13 protein-coding genes, 1 tRNA gene and 1 pseudogene are annotated in these 14,740 nt (G+C 62.8%); 9 read left to right on the forward strand and 6 right to left on the reverse strand.

The window, feature by feature from the left end:
- The first annotated feature begins 26 nt into the window (after positions 1-26).
- Positions 27-959, forward strand: coding sequence for a LysR substrate-binding domain-containing protein (locus tag ACWTU9_RS30520; protein ID WP_455861571.1), 933 nt, complete (start codon positions 27-29; stop codon positions 957-959).
- A gap of 1 nt (position 960) precedes the next feature.
- Here the strand turns inward: ACWTU9_RS30520 and ACWTU9_RS30525 are convergent, their stop codons facing one another.
- A complete protein-coding gene (locus tag ACWTU9_RS30525; RefSeq protein ID WP_454588439.1) occupies positions 961-1,407 on the reverse strand; it encodes an iron-sulfur cluster assembly scaffold protein in 447 nt (148 codons plus the stop codon).
- Between the two features lie 241 nt (positions 1,408-1,648).
- On the opposite strand from ACWTU9_RS30525, the gene folE reads away from it, so the two are divergent.
- The 3 genes from folE (at position 1,649) to ACWTU9_RS30540 (ending at position 3,956) form a co-directional block, all read left to right on the forward strand.
- Entirely contained in the window at positions 1,649-2,275 is a 627-nt protein-coding gene (gene folE / locus ACWTU9_RS30530; protein ID WP_455861560.1) for a GTP cyclohydrolase I FolE, read from the forward strand.
- A gap of 166 nt (positions 2,276-2,441) precedes the next feature.
- The gene (hisI, locus tag ACWTU9_RS30535) at positions 2,442-2,900 is read left to right on the forward strand and encodes a phosphoribosyl-AMP cyclohydrolase (protein WP_455861561.1); all 459 of its coding nucleotides are present in this window, start codon (positions 2,442-2,444) and stop codon (positions 2,898-2,900) included.
- Between the two features lie 84 nt (positions 2,901-2,984).
- On the forward strand, positions 2,985-3,956 hold the full coding sequence (locus tag ACWTU9_RS30540; RefSeq protein ID WP_455861562.1) for a patatin family protein: 972 nt from the start codon (positions 2,985-2,987) through the stop codon (positions 3,954-3,956).
- Between the two features lie 15 nt (positions 3,957-3,971).
- On the opposite strand, the gene recJ is transcribed toward ACWTU9_RS30540, so the two are convergent.
- Positions 3,972-5,756, reverse strand: coding sequence for a single-stranded-DNA-specific exonuclease RecJ (gene recJ / locus ACWTU9_RS30545; RefSeq protein WP_455861563.1), 1,785 nt, complete (start codon positions 5,754-5,756; stop codon positions 3,972-3,974).
- Positions 5,757-5,816: 60 nt separating this feature from the next.
- Positions 5,817-6,800, reverse strand: a complete 984-nt coding sequence (glpX, locus tag ACWTU9_RS30550) for a class II fructose-bisphosphatase (protein WP_455861564.1) — start codon at positions 6,798-6,800, stop codon at positions 5,817-5,819.
- Between the two features lie 292 nt (positions 6,801-7,092).
- Between glpX and ACWTU9_RS30555 the strand changes: the two genes are divergently transcribed.
- Positions 7,093-7,515: a hypothetical protein gene (locus ACWTU9_RS30555; RefSeq protein WP_455861565.1), complete on the forward strand. Its 423-nt coding sequence runs from the start codon at positions 7,093-7,095 to the stop codon at positions 7,513-7,515.
- Positions 7,516-7,582: 67 nt separating this feature from the next.
- Here the strand turns inward: ACWTU9_RS30555 and ACWTU9_RS30560 are convergent, their stop codons facing one another.
- The 3 genes from ACWTU9_RS30560 to ACWTU9_RS30570 all read right to left on the reverse strand — a co-directional run bounded on the left by ACWTU9_RS30560 (position 7,583) and on the right by ACWTU9_RS30570 (position 10,717).
- Positions 7,583-8,896, reverse strand: coding sequence for a homoserine dehydrogenase (locus tag ACWTU9_RS30560; RefSeq protein ID WP_455861566.1), 1,314 nt, complete (start codon positions 8,894-8,896; stop codon positions 7,583-7,585).
- 48 nt (positions 8,897-8,944) lie between these two features.
- Positions 8,945-10,162 carry an LL-diaminopimelate aminotransferase gene (locus tag ACWTU9_RS30565; RefSeq protein ID WP_023681615.1) on the reverse strand — a complete coding sequence of 406 codons (1,218 nt, stop codon included), beginning with the start codon at positions 10,160-10,162 and terminating at the stop codon, positions 8,945-8,947.
- 90 nt (positions 10,163-10,252) lie between these two features.
- Positions 10,253-10,717: a hypothetical protein gene (locus tag ACWTU9_RS30570; protein ID WP_455861567.1), complete on the reverse strand. Its 465-nt coding sequence runs from the start codon at positions 10,715-10,717 to the stop codon at positions 10,253-10,255.
- A 43-nt stretch (positions 10,718-10,760) separates the two neighbouring features.
- Here ACWTU9_RS30570 and phaC point away from each other — a divergent pair, with 43 nt between their 5' ends.
- The 4 genes and pseudogenes from phaC to ACWTU9_RS30590 all read left to right on the forward strand — a co-directional run.
- A complete protein-coding gene (phaC, locus tag ACWTU9_RS30575; RefSeq protein ID WP_455861568.1) occupies positions 10,761-12,596 on the forward strand; it encodes a class I poly(R)-hydroxyalkanoic acid synthase in 1,836 nt (611 codons plus the stop codon).
- Positions 12,597-12,955: 359 nt separating this feature from the next.
- Positions 12,956-14,104: a YcbK family protein gene (locus ACWTU9_RS30580; protein WP_455861569.1), complete on the forward strand. Its 1,149-nt coding sequence runs from the start codon at positions 12,956-12,958 to the stop codon at positions 14,102-14,104.
- A 255-nt stretch (positions 14,105-14,359) separates the two neighbouring features.
- A tRNA-Glu gene (locus ACWTU9_RS30585) sits at positions 14,360-14,434 on the forward strand.
- A gap of 242 nt (positions 14,435-14,676) precedes the next feature.
- Positions 14,677-14,740 (forward strand): annotated as a pseudogene (locus ACWTU9_RS30590) (CsbD family protein); the annotation flags it as partial.

The following is a 14,740-nucleotide window of genomic DNA, read 5'->3' on the forward strand; positions in this document are numbered from 1 at the left end:
GCTTCGGATAACTTTGGGTTATGCGAATGAAGCGCGGGCGGCTGCCTCTGACGGCGTTGCGAAGTTTCGAGGCAGCCGGCCGGCAATTGAGCTTCAGCCGGGCTGCCGAGGAGCTGTTCGTCTCGCAGGCCGCCATCAGCCGGCAGATCCGCGAGCTCGAGCAGTTCCTGCGCCGGCCCTTGTTCCACCGCCATCACCGCCGCGTCGAGCTGACCGAGGCGGGCCAGCGTCTGCTCGATCAGTTGGTCAGAAGTTTCGACGACATCGACAGGCTGCTCTCGGACCTGGTGGCGGCCCCGGCGCAGTCTGTTGTTCGCGTCAGCGTCGAGCCATCGCTGGCCTCGGTATGGCTGTTGCCGCGGCTCAACCGCTTCAGCCAGTTGCGGCCCGATATCGACGTCTCCCTCGAAGTCGACCCAAGGCCGATCGAGTTCCGCAGCGATCAGCCCGAACTTGCCCTGCGCTTCAGCGCGCGTACCACCTCATGGCCGCGCAGTGAGGCGGAATGGCTCGCCTCGACGGTGGATTCACCGGTCCTGTCGCCGGCCTTGCTGGCATCGGGCCCGGCTCTCGAAAAGCCGCTCGACCTCGCGCGCTACACGCTGTTGCATGAGGAGAACCGTCAGGGCTGGGCGCGCTGGTTCGAAGCGGCCGGCGTGGCCGCTGACGTCATTCCGGCGCGCGGCCCGATGCTGGCGGATGTGTCGCTGTCCAAGCAGGCAGCCCTGCTCGGCCATGGCGTGGCGCTCGGCGACCTCCTGCAGGTCGGCGAGGAGATCGCGTCGGGCGCGCTGGTCAAGCCCTTCGACATTGACGTCGCCTCCGGGGCCTATTTTCTGGTTGCCAAAAGTTTGAAGAAACTGCCGGAGCCGGCCAAAGCCTTTGCCGACTGGATCCGTGGCGAATTTGCCCAAAGCAGACGACCGCCAGAAGCCACGCCCCAGGGCATGGTTATATAGGTCAGGCTGCTTCTTCGGCGCGCTTCTTCTCGATCTGGCCAATGGCATCGACCACGGCATCAAAGGTCAGCATGGTGGAAGCATGCCGCGCCTTGTAGTCGCGCACCGGCTCCAGATATTTAAGGTCGCCAAAGCGTCCCTCAGGCGGCGCGCCGTTTTCCTTCAGCATCTTCACCATGGTGTCGCGCACCGCGCGCAATTCGTCGGCGCTGGCGCCGATGACATGCTGAGCCATGATCGATGACGAGGCCTGGCCGAGCGCGCAGGCCTTCACGTCATGAGCGAAATCGGTGACGACGCCATCGTCCATCTTGAGGTCGACGGTGACCGTCGAGCCGCACAATTTGGAATGGGCGCGCGCCGTCGCGTCCGGATGATCGAGCCGGCCGATGCGTGCGATGTTTCCGGCAAAACTCAGAATTTTCGCATTGTAGACATCGTCAATCATATTTTTCCAATCCGTCGCCGCCAAGCGAACAGCGATTGCCGCTGTAGCGTCTTTCATTCGCCGGGCACGACCATATATAATGCTGGCAGTCGGGTATCGACAAGGCAACGCAAAGCCGCCGTCCTTGCCCATTTCGTTCACGCCGCTTGCGGGCTGGAAACCGGGCGAGTTTCCAACACCCGAAAGGTCGTGGTCCGTTCAACTCGTCCCTCCTGAGAGGGGGACTACGGGAGACGCCTTTATGGATGCCGTCATCAAGAAGATCATGCCCCCTTCCGACTATCTGGAGAAGCCGGTCACCGACAGGCCGAGCGAAGCCGAGGTCGAGGCCGCCGTGCGCGTGCTGCTGCGCTGGACCGGTGACAATCCGGAGCGCGAGGGCCTGATCGACACGCCCAAGCGCGTCACCAAGGCATTCCTCGAAATGTTCAACGGCTACGACATGTGCCCCGCCGAGGAGCTCGGCCGCACCTTCGAGGAAGTCGCCGGCTATGACGATCTCGTCATCGTCAAGGACATCAAGTTCCACTCGCACTGCGAGCACCACATGGTGCCGATCATCGGCAAGGCGCATGTCGGCTACCTGCCCGACGGCAAGGTCGTCGGCCTGTCCAAGATCGCCCGCGTCGTCGACATCTTCGCCCACCGCCTGCAGACTCAGGAGGCCATGACGGCGCAGATCGCCGGCGTCATCCAGGACGTGCTCAACCCGCGCGGCGTCGCCGTCATGATCGAGGCCGAGCATATGTGCATGGCCATGCGCGGCATCCGCAAACAGGGCTCCACCACGCTGACCTCGACCTTCACCGGTGTCTTCAAGGACACGCCTGAGGAACAGGTCCGTTTCGTCACCATGGTGCGCGGGTAATCGTCTGCCGTCACCTTCCAAAGGCGTAGACTTAGCCGAAAACGGTGATTTCCGAGATCCAGAGCGGAGCGTATTGAAATACGTGAGCAGCGGAGGCGCAGGAAGCTGCCATTGTGCAGGCCGGCCTCCCAAATCAGCACATCTTTAGACCGAACAAGGACCGCCGATGCCGGCACTGCAATTTCCCGAGGCTCCAGCAGACAAGAAGGCGCTTGAGGAAGGCTCCGTCCTTTCACCGCGCTTTGACGCCAGCGGTCTCGTCACCGTCGTCGTCACCGATGCTGAAGACGGCATGCTGTTGATGGTCGCGCATATGAATGCCGAGGCGCTGGCGCTGACGCTGGAGACCGGCATCGCCCATTACTGGTCGCGCTCGCGCAACGCGCTGTGGAAGAAGGGCGAAACCTCCGGCAATTTTCAGCGCGTCGTCGAGACGCGGATCGACTGCGACCAGGACGCCATATGGCTTCGGGTGAAAGTGTTGGGCCACGACGCAACCTGTCACACCGGCCGGCGTTCATGCTTTTATCGGACGGTGGGGTTCAACGACGGCAAGGCAATGCTTGCCGACGACGGCAGCACGCCGCTGTTCGATGCGGAAAAAACGTATCGGAAGCCTGCGTGAACCATTCAACAGTCGCAAACCACTCATATTCACTATTCTCAAACGTCCTTCCTGTAGAACGGACGCGGGACAAGGGAGATCATGATGCTCGAGTGGGCGTCATTGCGTAACAGGCCGGATATGCGGGAGGCCAATGGCCCCTCATCGTCCGGCGGCGTGCCTGACCCGCTACCTGCGGGCAAGACAGGCATTTCGCTCGCGCTGGGCGGCGGCTGCGCACGCGGCTGGGCGCATATCGGCGTGCTGCGCGCGCTCGACGAGGCCGGCATCGAGATATCGATGATCGCCGGCACCTCGATCGGCGCGCTGGTTGGCGGCTGCTATCTCTCCGGCAAGCTGGATGAGCTCGAGGAATTCGCCCGCAGCCTGACCAAGCGACGCATCTTCGGCCTGCTCGATCTCAATCTGCGCGGCAGCGGACTGTTCGGCGGCATGAAACTCGACGCACGCTTGCGCGAGCACATGGCCGGCATCCGCTTCGAAGATCTGACGAAACCCTTCGTCGCCGTTGGCGCCGAAATCCGCACCGGCCATGAGATCTGGTTGTCGAGCGGCTCGCTGATCACTGCCATGCGCGCCTCCTATGCGCTGCCCGGCGTGTTCGAGCCGGTGAATTGCAACGGCCGCGTGCTGGTCGACGGCGCGCTGGTCAACCCGGTTCCGGTTTCGGTCTGCCGGGCCTACGAGCAGCCGTTGGTCGTCGCGGTCAACCTTCACTACGATCTGTTCGGCCGCGCCGCCGTCATCAAGCACAGCGCCGGCGAACTGCTGATCGAGAAGGATGCGCCCCGGCCAGGCCAGGCCGATCCCGATCACCAGGCCCACCAGACGCGGCTCGGCATCACCGGCGTCATGGTCGAAGCCTTCAACATCATCCAGGACCGGATTTCGCGCGCAAGGCTTGCCGGCGATCCGCCTGATATGTCGCTGCAGCCGAAGCTCAGCCATATCGGCCTGACCGAATTCCACCGCGCCGACGAGGCGATCAGCCTTGGCTATCAGGCGACGATGGCGCAGATCGGCGAGTTGAAGCGGCTGCAGACCGTTCTGGCTTAAACCAGTTCGGCAATCTCAGGCCCTTGCCGCGTCGATGATGCGGAACTGCACCGTGCGATTGCCGTTCCAGTAATTGCCCGACAGCGAGCCGGCGACATGCACTGTCTTGCCCCGGTTCTTGAACAGGAACTCACCGAGCGCGGTATCGACGGAGCGAAAGGCGATCGCCTGGATGCGGCCGCCGCTTTCCGACTGCAGGTCGGCGCGAATGTGGTTGGTGCCGACGGCGCGCACATCGGCCAGCCGATGGCGCGGCAGCGCGAACACCGGCGCGACATGGCCGGCGCCGAACGGGCCGGCCTTTTCCTGCGCATCCAACAGTGCAAGCGTCGCCCCTTCGGCGGCGAGCGCGCCGTCTATGGCCAGGCTTTCCTCGTCCTGCAGCCGGAACACTTCGGTCGCTGCGCGCTCCTCGAAGAAGGCCCGCAGTTCGCCCAGTTTCGCGCGTTCCACCGTGATGCCGGCCGCCATGCCATGGCCGCCGCCCTTGACGATCAGCCCGGCTCCGGCGGCGTCACGCACCAGTCGTCCGAGATCGAAGCCCGACACCGAACGGCCCGAACCGGTGCCGATGCCATTGGCGTTGAAGGCGATGGCGAAGGCGGGACGGCGCGCGTGGTCCTTCAGCCGCGACGCAATCAGCCCGACAATGCCGGGATGCCAGTGGGTACTGGCCGTGACGATGACGGCCGGGCCACTGCCGCCGGCAAGCTCGGCATCGGCTTCGGCGCGCGCCGCGGCCAGCATCTCCAGCTCCATCTGCTGGCGTTCCTGGTTGAGCCGGTCGAGCGTCTCGGCAATCGTGCCGGCCTCGACGGGATCGTCGGTGGCAAGCAGCCGGCTGCCGAGGGCTGCATCGCCGATGCGCCCGCCGGCATTGATTCGCGGGCCGATCAGATAGGCCAGATGAAAGGTGGTGATCGGCTCGCCGATGCGCGACACCCGCGCCAGCGCGGCCAGCCCCTCATTCTTCTGCTGCCGCGCCATCTGCAGTCCTTTGACCACGAAGGCACGGTTGACGCCGATGAGCGGCACCACGTCGCAAACGGTGGCCAGCGCCGCGAGATCAAGCAGCGACAGCAGGTCCGGCTGCGCGGCGTCCGGCAATCGGCTGCGCAGTATCCTCGCCGTCTGCACCAGAGCGAGGAAGACGACACCGGCCGCGCACAGATGGCCCTGTCCCGACAGATCATCCTCGCGGTTGGGATTAACGACCGCGGTCGCTTCCGGCAGCGCACCGCCGACCTGATGGTGGTCTAGCACCACCACATCGGCGCCGGCCGACTTGGCCGCATCGATGGAGACAGCGCTGTTGGTGCCGCAATCGACGGTGACGATCAGCGTCGCGCCGCGTGAGACGAGTTCGCGCATCGCCTCCGGATTGGGACCATAGCCCTCGAAAATGCGATCTGGAATGTAAATCTCCGACGGCACCGAGAAATGCGTCAGGAAGCGTTTGAGCAGTGCCGACGAGGCGGCGCCGTCGACATCGTAGTCGCCGAAGATCGCTACCTTCTCCTTGGCGATGACCGCCTCGGCAATACGGGTCGCTGCCTTGTCCATGTCGGTCAGCGAGGCCGGGTCCGGCAAAAGGTTGCGGATCGTCGGATCGAGGAAGCGCTCGGCCTGGTCGGCGGTGACGCCGCGCCCTGCCAGCACACGCGCGACGATGTCGGGAACGCCATGGCCCTGCGCGATGGCAAGCGCCGTCATGTCCTGCCGTTCGCTCAACCGGTGTTCCCAGGAAACACCGGTCGCCGACTGCCTGACATCGAGGAAGAGGCGTTTGTCGCCCGTCATAGGACGCGTCGTCTGCAGATTGTCATTTCCGGCAATATGCGACGGCTAAACAGGAAAGTCTCAAAACTTTTCCAGATCCTGGTGACGCGCCTTGATCTCGCGCACGGTGCGCGACGACGAGCGCAGCACGATGGTGTGCGTGGTGATGGAATTGCTGCCGAACTGGACGCCGGCCAGCATGTTGCCGTCGGTGACGCCGGTCGCGGCAAACAGCACATCGCCGCGCGCCATATCCTCGGCGCGATAGACCCGCTTCGGCTCGACAATGCCCATCTTGGCTGCGCGCGCCACCTTTTCCTGCGTGTCGAGGATCAGCCGGCCCTGCATCTGGCCGCCGGTGCAGCGCAGTGCCGCCGCCGCCAGCACGCCCTCCGGCGCGCCGCCTGTGCCGAGATAGATGTCGATGCCGGTCTCTTCCGGGTCGGTGGTGTGGATGACGCCGGCGACATCGCCATCGCCGATCAGCCGGATCGCCGCGCCCGTGGCGCGCACCGCTTCGATCAGCTTTTCATGGCGCGGCCGGTCGAGGATGCAGGCGGTGATTTCCGCCACCGCGACGCCTTTGGCCTTGGCGAGGTTGGCAATGTTTTCAGCCGGCGAGGCGTCGATGTCGATGACGCCTTCGGCATAGCCCGGACCGATGGCGATCTTGTCCATGTAGACATCGGGCGCAAACAACAGGCTGCCCTTTTCGGCAATGGCGATGACGGCCAACGCATTGGGCAGGTTCTTGGCGCAGATGGTCGTACCTTCGAGCGGATCGAGCGCGATGTCGACCGCCGGACCTATGCCGCTGCCGACCTCTTCGCCGATATAGAGCATCGGCGCCTCATCGCGCTCGCCCTCGCCGATCACCACCGTGCCCTTTATGGCGAGGCGGTTGAGTTCCTGGCGCATGGCGTCGACCGCGGCCTGGTCGGCGGCCTTTTCATCGCCGCGCCCACGCAGCCTGGCGGCAGCGACCGCGGCGCGTTCGGTGACACGCACCACTTCCATGGTGAGTATCCTGTCGAGACCGGCGACAATGTTCTGGGCCACATTCATCGGGAGAAAATCCTCGTTCAAACGCGCCTCCGCCAGGGGCGCGATCCTTGTGTCAAAGCTCCATGACAACGGCAAGACTGGTGTCGATACTTTTTTGAAATCGCAGCAAAATCAATCGATTAAAGTATTTAAACAGCGCAAGGCCAAATCGGCTCCCGACAGCTCCGCGACCTGTTGGATCGCAAAGCGTAAGCTCCGACCAGAGGTGGCAATCGCATATGTCAAATCTTTCATCCGATATATTTATTAGTCAGGAATACAAGACAGCTGCATTTTTACGGAGACGACACGGATGACCGATCGTAGACAGAAGCGTTCTCGTTTTGCGAACATATGGACGATCAGCACCGCGTCATTAATGGTTTTGGGCTGTTTGTTCGTTTATGTATATTACTTAAATTTCACGTTGTTTGATTGCTCAAATGATCGCACATCATATGAGGCCTCCGACGACGGAAAAATGACTGCAAGTTTGATAAAGAGGGGCTGCGGGGCAACAACTGATTTTACGACATTTGTTTATGTACAAACAGAAAGTCCAGCGACGGAATCAGACAATTGGGGAGACGCGATCTTCGCCATACAGGGCGACGAAAACATCCGCTTGAGATGGATCGGCCGGAAACTAAAAATAGCGGCGCCAACCTCAGGGAAACGAGTGGTTCTCAAAAAAGACCGCTGGAGCGGCGTGGAGATCGTCTATGAATATTTCTAGCGCCACTTCATTGTCTTGCGCCTGAGCCTCCCCTTCGCTGCTGTTTCGGACAGAGAGGCAGTAGCACCTAACCTGCCCGCTCGATGCGGATGACCTGCGGCTTGTCGGTCAGATGGCCGTCCTTGGTGATGCCGTCGACAGCCTTGCGCACTGCCGCTTCCGTCGTCTCGTGGGTGACCAGGATCACTGTCTTCTGCGCGTCGGTTTCCGGCCCGGCCGCGTGCTGGACGATCGACTCCAGCGAAATGTCGTTGTCGGCCATGCGCTTGGCGATCGCGGCAAAGACGCCGATGCGGTCATGCACTGTGAGCCGGATGAAATAGCCACCGGCATGGCTGCGCATCTGAGCCTTCTTGTAGGGGCGCAATTCCTTGGCCGGCAGGCCGAAAACCGGACCGTGCTGGAAGCCCGGCCGGCTCTTGGCGATGTCGGCGATGTCGCCGACGACCGCCGAGGCGGTGGCGTTGCCGCCGGCGCCGGGGCCGGAGAGCAGAAGCTCGCCCAAAATGTCGGTTTCGATCGCCACCGCATTGGTCACGCCATGCACCTGCGCGATGACAGAAGCTGTCGGCACCATGGTCGGGTGCACGCGCTGCTCGATGCCGCTGTCTGTGCGCTGCGCCACGCCGAGCAGTTTTATCCGGTAGCCGAGGTCGCCGGCGGCACGGATGTCGGCCTGGCTGATGTTGGAAATGCCTTCCATGTAGATGTCGTTGGCGGCAATTTTGGTTCCGAAGGCCAGGCTGGTCAGGATCGACAGCTTGTGCGCGGTGTCATGGCCCTCAATGTCGAAGGTCGGGTCAGCCTCGGCATAGCCCAGCCGCTGCGCGTCCTTCAGGCACTCGTCGAACGAGATGCCCTCGGCTTCCATGCGGGTCAGGATGTAGTTGCAGGTGCCGTTCAAGATGCCGAAGACGCGGGTGACCGAATTACCGGCCATCGCCTCGCGCATCGTCTTGATGACCGGAATGCCGCCGGCCACCGCCGCTTCGTAGTTGAGGAGCACGCCCTTCTTCTCGGCGATTTCGGCGAGCGCCACGCCATGCTTGGCCAGCAGCGCCTTGTTAGCGGTGACGACATGGCGCCCGGCCTCAAGTGCTGCCTTGACCGACGAGCGCGCCGCCCCTTCGTCGCCGCCGATCAGTTCGACGAAAACGTCGATATCGGCGGTCTGCGCCATCTTGTCTGGATCGTCGAACCATTTGGCGGCGCCCAGATCGACGCCGCGATCGCGCTTGGGGTCGCGAGCCGAAACGGCGGTGACGACAACATCGCGGCCACATTGCCGGGTCAGTTCGGCCGCCTTGTCGCGCAGGACGCGCACTACCGAGGCGCCGACGGTGCCCAGACCCGCAATTCCAACACGCAACGCTTCAGCCATGTCCGGCGACGCCCCTCAAAATCTGCTCAAATAGGATGTGCCGCAGGCTTAGCGATGCGCGGCGAGCGGCACCACATTGTTCGGCTGCTTGGCGCTGGACGCCAGGAACCGCTTGATGTTGCGCGCCGCCTGCCGGATCCGGTGCTCGTTTTCGACCAATGCGATGCGCACATGATCGTCGCCATGCTCGCCAAAGCCGATGCCCGGCGCCACCGCCACGTCGGCGTGCTCGATCAGGAGCTTGGAAAACTCAAGCGAGCCGAGATGTTTGAACGGTTCCGGGATCGGCGCCCAGGCAAACATCGAGGCCGCTGGTGCGGGAATGGTCCAGCCGGCGCGACTGAAGGCGTCGACCATGACGTCGCGGCGCTTCAGATAGACCTCGCGCACTTCGGCGATGTCGGCGCCATCGCCATTCAGCGCATGAGCCGCCGCGACCTGAATTGGCGTGAAGGCGCCGTAGTCGAGATAAGACTTCACCCGGGTCAGCGCCGAGATCAGCCGCTCATTGCCGACGGCAAAGCCCATCCGCCAGCCCGGCATGGAGAAGGTCTTCGACATCGAGGTGAACTCGACGCAGACATCGATGGCGCCCGGCACCTGCAGCACGGAAGGCGGCGGATTGCCGTCGAAATAGATCTCCGAATAGGCAAGATCCGACAGGATGATGATGTCGTTCTTCTTGGCGAAGGCAACGACGTCCTTGTAGAAATCGAGCGATGCGACCAGCGCCGTCGGGTTCGACGGATAGTTGAGGATCAGCGCCAGCGGCTTCGGGATCGAGTGACGGACACCGCGCTCGAGCGCCGGAATGAAGCCGTCATCGGGCTCGACCTGCAGCGAACGGATGACGCCGCCCGACATGATGAAGCCGAAAGCATGGATCGGATAGGTCGGGTTCGGGCACAGGATCACATCGCCGGGCGCGGTGATCGCCTGCGCCATGTTGGCGAAGCCTTCCTTCGAGCCGAGCGTGGCCACCACTTGCGTATCGGGATTGAGCTTCACGCCGAAGCGACGCTGGTAGTAGGCCGCCTGGGCGCGGCGCAGACCGGGAATGCCGCGCGAGGAGGAATAGCGATGCGTGCGCGGATCGCGCACCACTTCGCACAATTTGTCGACGATCGCCTTCGGCGTCGGAAGGTCCGGATTGCCCATGCCAAGGTCGATGATGTCGGCGCCGCGCGAACGGGCACTGGCCTTCAGCCGGTTGACCTGCTCGAACACGTAAGGCGGAAGCCGGCGGACCTTGTGAAATTCTTCCATGTCAGTTCCAGACGATTAGAATTGGCTTTGGCAGAGTTGGCTTGGCTAAGCGGACCTTGGAAAAGGCGGCTTTCGGCGCGCCATATAGCTCTATTTGCAAGTAGGGTCGAGGGCGGGGTCGCATTTGGCTTCGATCTGCTTCAGCGTGTCCTTGCCATGGTTCTTCGCCAGCGAGTTCAGGGCCGCCGGGCTTGTGGACGGGACACCGCCGCCGCCCTTGGCCGCTTGCCCCTGCTGTTCGCCCTTTAACAGGGCAAGCTTGGCCTGGGTCTCCTCAGGGGTGAGCTGCTTTGCCGCCACCTGCGGTGGGATGTTGAGATTGGGATAGGAGCCGGTGTCCTGCGGCCCTTGCGTCAGGCCGACATTCATCCCGTTGCCGGTGTTGGCGCTCGTGCAACCGCCTGCTGCCAGCAGACCCGGCGCCAGACACGCGATCGCAACAGCGATGCGGCAAGAGCGGCCTGCTCCCGAATAAATGGTCTTGCCGGTGTTAATCGTCATATTGTTTTCCTGGCAGCCGGGGTACAGCACATTGGACCCGGTCAGATGTCCCATGATAATATGTCAAGAAAACGCCTCGGGAGGAACCCCGCGAGCCATGTCCCAAGCACCTGATTCGAGCAAAGCGGAAGATGATCAATCTTCGACCGTCGAGCAATATCTGGTGAAAGACCCGGAACGCTTCGCGTTGAACATGGCGCGCATGGTCGAGCAGGCCGGCAAGGCGGCCTCCGCCTGGGCCGAGCCGCGCGAAAAGGGTGAGGTGCGCGATCACGTCGCCGAGCCCGTGGTCGACATGGTCAAAACCTTTTCCAAGCTCTCGGAATACTGGCTTGCCGACCCGCAGCGCGCGCTGGAAGCGCAGACGCGGCTGTTCGCCGGCTACATGACCGTCTGGGGCAACGCCATCCAGAAGGTCAGTCCGAACGCCGAGGCGCCGGACGATGCGGTCAAGCCCGAGCGCGGCGACAAGCGCTTCCAGGACCCTGAATGGGGCCGCAACGCTTTCTTCGATTTCCTTAAGCAGGCCTATCTCGTCACCTCGCGCTGGGCTGCCGACCTGGTCGAGCATGCAGAAGGGCTCGACGAGCACACCCGCCACAAGGCCAGCTTCTACGTCAAGCAGGTGTCCAACGCCATCTCGCCGTCGAACTTCATCCTGACCAATCCGGAGCTGTTTCGCGAAACCGTCGCCTCCAATGGCGAAAACCTGGTACGCGGCATGAAGATGCTGGCCGAGGACATCGCCGCCGGCAAGGGCGATCTGAAGCTGAGACAGGCCGACTATTCGCCCTTCGAGATCGGCAAGAATGTCGCGACATCACCCGGCAAGGTGGTCGGGCGCAGCGATGTCGCCGAGATCATCCAGTACGATCCAACGACCGAAACGGTGCTCAAGCGCCCGCTGCTGATCTGCCCGCCCTGGATCAACAAATACTACATCCTCGATCTCAACCCGCAGAAATCCTTCATCCGCTGGGCTATCGAGCAGGGCCACACCGTCTTCGTCATTTCCTGGATCAACCCTGACGAGCGCCACGGCGCCAAGGGCTGGGAGGCCTATATCCGGGAGGGTCTGCAATATGGCCTCGACATGGTCGAGAAAGCCACCGGCGAGAAGGACGTCAACGCCATCGGCTATTGCGTCGGCGGTACGCTTTTGGCGGCAGCCCTCGCGCTCCTCGCGCAGGAAGGCGACAACCGCATCAAATCGGCGACCTTCTTCACCACGCAGGTCGACTTCACCCACGCCGGCGACCTCAAAGTGTTCGTCGACGAGGATCAGGTTGCGGCTGTCGAGAAATCGATGAACGAGAAGGGCTACCTCGACGGCACAAAGATGGCGACCGCCTTCAACATGCTGCGCTCGGGCGACCTGATCTGGCCCTATGTCATCAACAACTACATGCGCGGCAAGGATCCCCTGCCCTTCGACCTGCTCTATTGGAATGCCGATTCCACCCGGATGGCGGCGGCCAACCATTCCTTCTACCTGCGCAACTGCTATCTCGAGAACAATCTCACACGCGGCGTGATGGAACTCGCGGGCCGCGTTGTCTCACTCGCCGACGTCACCATCCCGGTCTACAACCTTGCGTCGAAGGAAGATCACATCGCGCCGGCGCTGTCGGTGTTCCTCGGTTCGCAATATTTCGGCGGCGACGTCGAGTATGTGATGGCCGGCTCCGGCCACATTGCCGGCGTCGTCAACCCGCCGGCGGCCAAGAAGTACCAGTACTGGACCGGTGGCAAGCCGATGGGCGATTTTGGCCAGTGGTTTGCCTCGGCGGTGGAGCATCCCGGCTCCTGGTGGACGCACTGGCAGCACTGGATCGAGACCCAGGACGACACCCTCGTTCCGTCCCGTAAACCGGGCAAGCATATGAAAACCCTGGGTGATGCCCCCGGCACCTATGTGAAGGTGCGTGTGTAACGGCGGCGCCTGTTGAAGGTGCCATTCTGTAACGGAATGTAATGTCTGGTGAGTTGACGGGCCGCCAAAACGGGGCGAAATGGTGTCGTCAACCATCAAGACGCCTCAATTCGCCTCCAACGAGCGATTAATTCAGAGGCTTGCAGAATTGACACAAGTCTCGTTTCCGGTTTGGGAACACTAGGGTATTGGACGTGAACGTTTCGACGCCGCACCAATAGCCGGCAGACCGGACACCGAGGGGGAATTTAGTTTTGAAATCAGTAGGTTCGCGTCTCGCGGGGAGAGAGGGTCGCACCGTTGCGGCAGCGCTTTTCTCTGTGCTTCTGGCGTCCTGCACCTCCGCCGGCGACCCGACAATGTCGGTCGGCATGCCCGGCTACAACGCCACTTCTTCCGACATCGCGGCGGCTTCCGCCACCAGCCCTGCAGCTCCGGGCGATTCGACCGCGCAGGTCACATCGACTGCGCAGGTCACATCGGCAGGGCCGCAGATGATGATGACGGCCGCGGGCGATGCTACGCTGCCCCAGCAGGTCGCCTATGTGCCGATAGCCAAGCCCGGCACCAGTTTCCCGGTCAACGTTCCCTCCAGTGCCGAAACCATCGTCGGCCAGACGCCGCAGGCGCTGCAACAGCCGACGCAGACCGCGGCCGCAGCGGACGGCGTGGCGCAAAAGATTGCGGCCGCCGATGCCGGCGTGACCGCACCGAAACCAGCGGCCGCGGCCCCTGCGACCAACGAGGTCTACGTGACGGCCGCCGCACCCCAGCAGGTCGACGCGCCGAAGAAGGGTTTCCTCGCTTCTCTGTTCAGCACGACACCAGCCTCGGCGGCACCCGCTCCGTTGATCAGCTCCCGCTCGGGCGAACAGCCGGCGGTTGCTGCGCAGCCCAAGGCAGCGCCGGCAAAACCGATCGTCACGCTGGCTTCGGCCAGTTCGGCCGACAAGCCGGTGCAGCTTGCTTCGCTCGGCGACGACAGCAGCAACCACATCACCGGCAGCGATGCGCTGCCCGGCGTGCGCCAGACGGCGCTGTTCGAGATCAAGCGCAAATCCGGCATCGATGACGAAAGCGACGTCGATTTGAACGAGGACGAGGGCTCGGGCGGCGCCTATCAGGTGGCCTCCGCCGCCGGCCTCGCCCGGTTGGCGCCCAACGGCCTCCTGAAGCAGAACGAAAGCGTCGACGTCGCCTGCCTGAAGCCGTCGCTGGTGCGCGTGCTGAAGACCATCGAGGGCCACTACGGCCGCAAGATGATGGTCACCTCCGGCTACCGCGATCCCGCCCGCAACCGCCGCGCCAACGGTGCGAAAAATTCGCTGCACATGTATTGCGCCGCCGCTGACATCCAGGTGCCGGGCGTCTCGAAGTGGGAGCTGGCGAGCTACATCAGGACCATGCCCGGCCGTGGCGGCGTCGGCACCTATTGCCACACCGAATCCGTCCACGTCGATGTCGGCCCCGAGCGCGACTGGAACTGGCGCTGCCGCCGGCGGGGGTAAAACGCGTTCATACGGCCGATGGCCCGCCGTTCCCTCCGGCTAGCAACCAGCACCGTTCGAGATTGGCGGAAGCCTCCGCGACTTCGCGATGGGCGTTCCGCGCCAATCTCCGTTGCATGCGACTACACCAGACCAGAAAGCGGCGCAGGCCACCCGACAGGCCGTCTCCCGCTCCTCCTGAAAAAAGTTGTCGCATGTGGCCGCTGATGGGTTGCCGGTTGCACACAACGCAATTATAAGCCGCTTCGTCTGAGCGCGCCCATCGTCTAGCGGTTAGGACACCGCCCTTTCACGGCGGTAACAGGGGTTCGATTCCCCTTGGGCGTACCAGCAATTTCAACAACATGACGTGGCAGGCGATTTCGGTCCCCAAAGGTGGCGCCGTGCGGAGGGAATGCCGGTCTGTTTCATTTTAGGCGAAGCTCTGGATCACGCTTCGCCAATTTGCTGCAATCGCCAGCGTCGATGCGCCTACCAAAAACCTCGGCCATAGTGGACGCAACGGCCTCAATTCCGGAACCTCGCGCTCAATATGGCGTTTCAACTGGTGTGCAACCAAGGAGGCCAAAGCCATGGATTGGAACCGCGTTGAAGGAAACTGGAAACAGGTAAAGGGCAAGGTCAAGGAACAGTGGG

The sequence above is a fragment of the Mesorhizobium sp. 128a genome (assembly GCF_053848025.1).

Excerpts from the sequence above, each read along its gene's own strand:
- ACWTU9_RS30520 (WP_455861571.1), top strand. The coding sequence starts at position 27 with ATGAAGCGCGGGCGGCTGCCTCTGACGGCGTTGCGAAGTTTCGAGGCA.
- ACWTU9_RS30525 (WP_454588439.1), bottom strand. The coding sequence starts at position 1,407 with ATGATTGACGATGTCTACAATGCGAAAATTCTGAGTTTTGCCGGAAAC.
- folE (WP_455861560.1), top strand. The coding sequence starts at position 1,649 with ATGGATGCCGTCATCAAGAAGATCATGCCCCCTTCCGACTATCTGGAG.
- hisI (WP_455861561.1), top strand. The coding sequence starts at position 2,442 with ATGCCGGCACTGCAATTTCCCGAGGCTCCAGCAGACAAGAAGGCGCTT.
- ACWTU9_RS30540 (WP_455861562.1), top strand. The coding sequence starts at position 2,985 with ATGCTCGAGTGGGCGTCATTGCGTAACAGGCCGGATATGCGGGAGGCC.
- recJ (WP_455861563.1), bottom strand. The coding sequence starts at position 5,756 with ATGACGGGCGACAAACGCCTCTTCCTCGATGTCAGGCAGTCGGCGACC.
- glpX (WP_455861564.1), bottom strand. The coding sequence starts at position 6,800 with ATGAATGTGGCCCAGAACATTGTCGCCGGTCTCGACAGGATACTCACC.
- ACWTU9_RS30555 (WP_455861565.1), top strand. The coding sequence starts at position 7,093 with ATGACCGATCGTAGACAGAAGCGTTCTCGTTTTGCGAACATATGGACG.
- ACWTU9_RS30560 (WP_455861566.1), bottom strand. The coding sequence starts at position 8,896 with ATGGCTGAAGCGTTGCGTGTTGGAATTGCGGGTCTGGGCACCGTCGGC.
- ACWTU9_RS30565 (WP_023681615.1), bottom strand. The coding sequence starts at position 10,162 with ATGGAAGAATTTCACAAGGTCCGCCGGCTTCCGCCTTACGTGTTCGAG.
- ACWTU9_RS30570 (WP_455861567.1), bottom strand. The coding sequence starts at position 10,717 with ATGGGACATCTGACCGGGTCCAATGTGCTGTACCCCGGCTGCCAGGAA.
- phaC (WP_455861568.1), top strand. The coding sequence starts at position 10,761 with ATGTCCCAAGCACCTGATTCGAGCAAAGCGGAAGATGATCAATCTTCG.
- ACWTU9_RS30580 (WP_455861569.1), top strand. The coding sequence starts at position 12,956 with ATGTCGGTCGGCATGCCCGGCTACAACGCCACTTCTTCCGACATCGCG.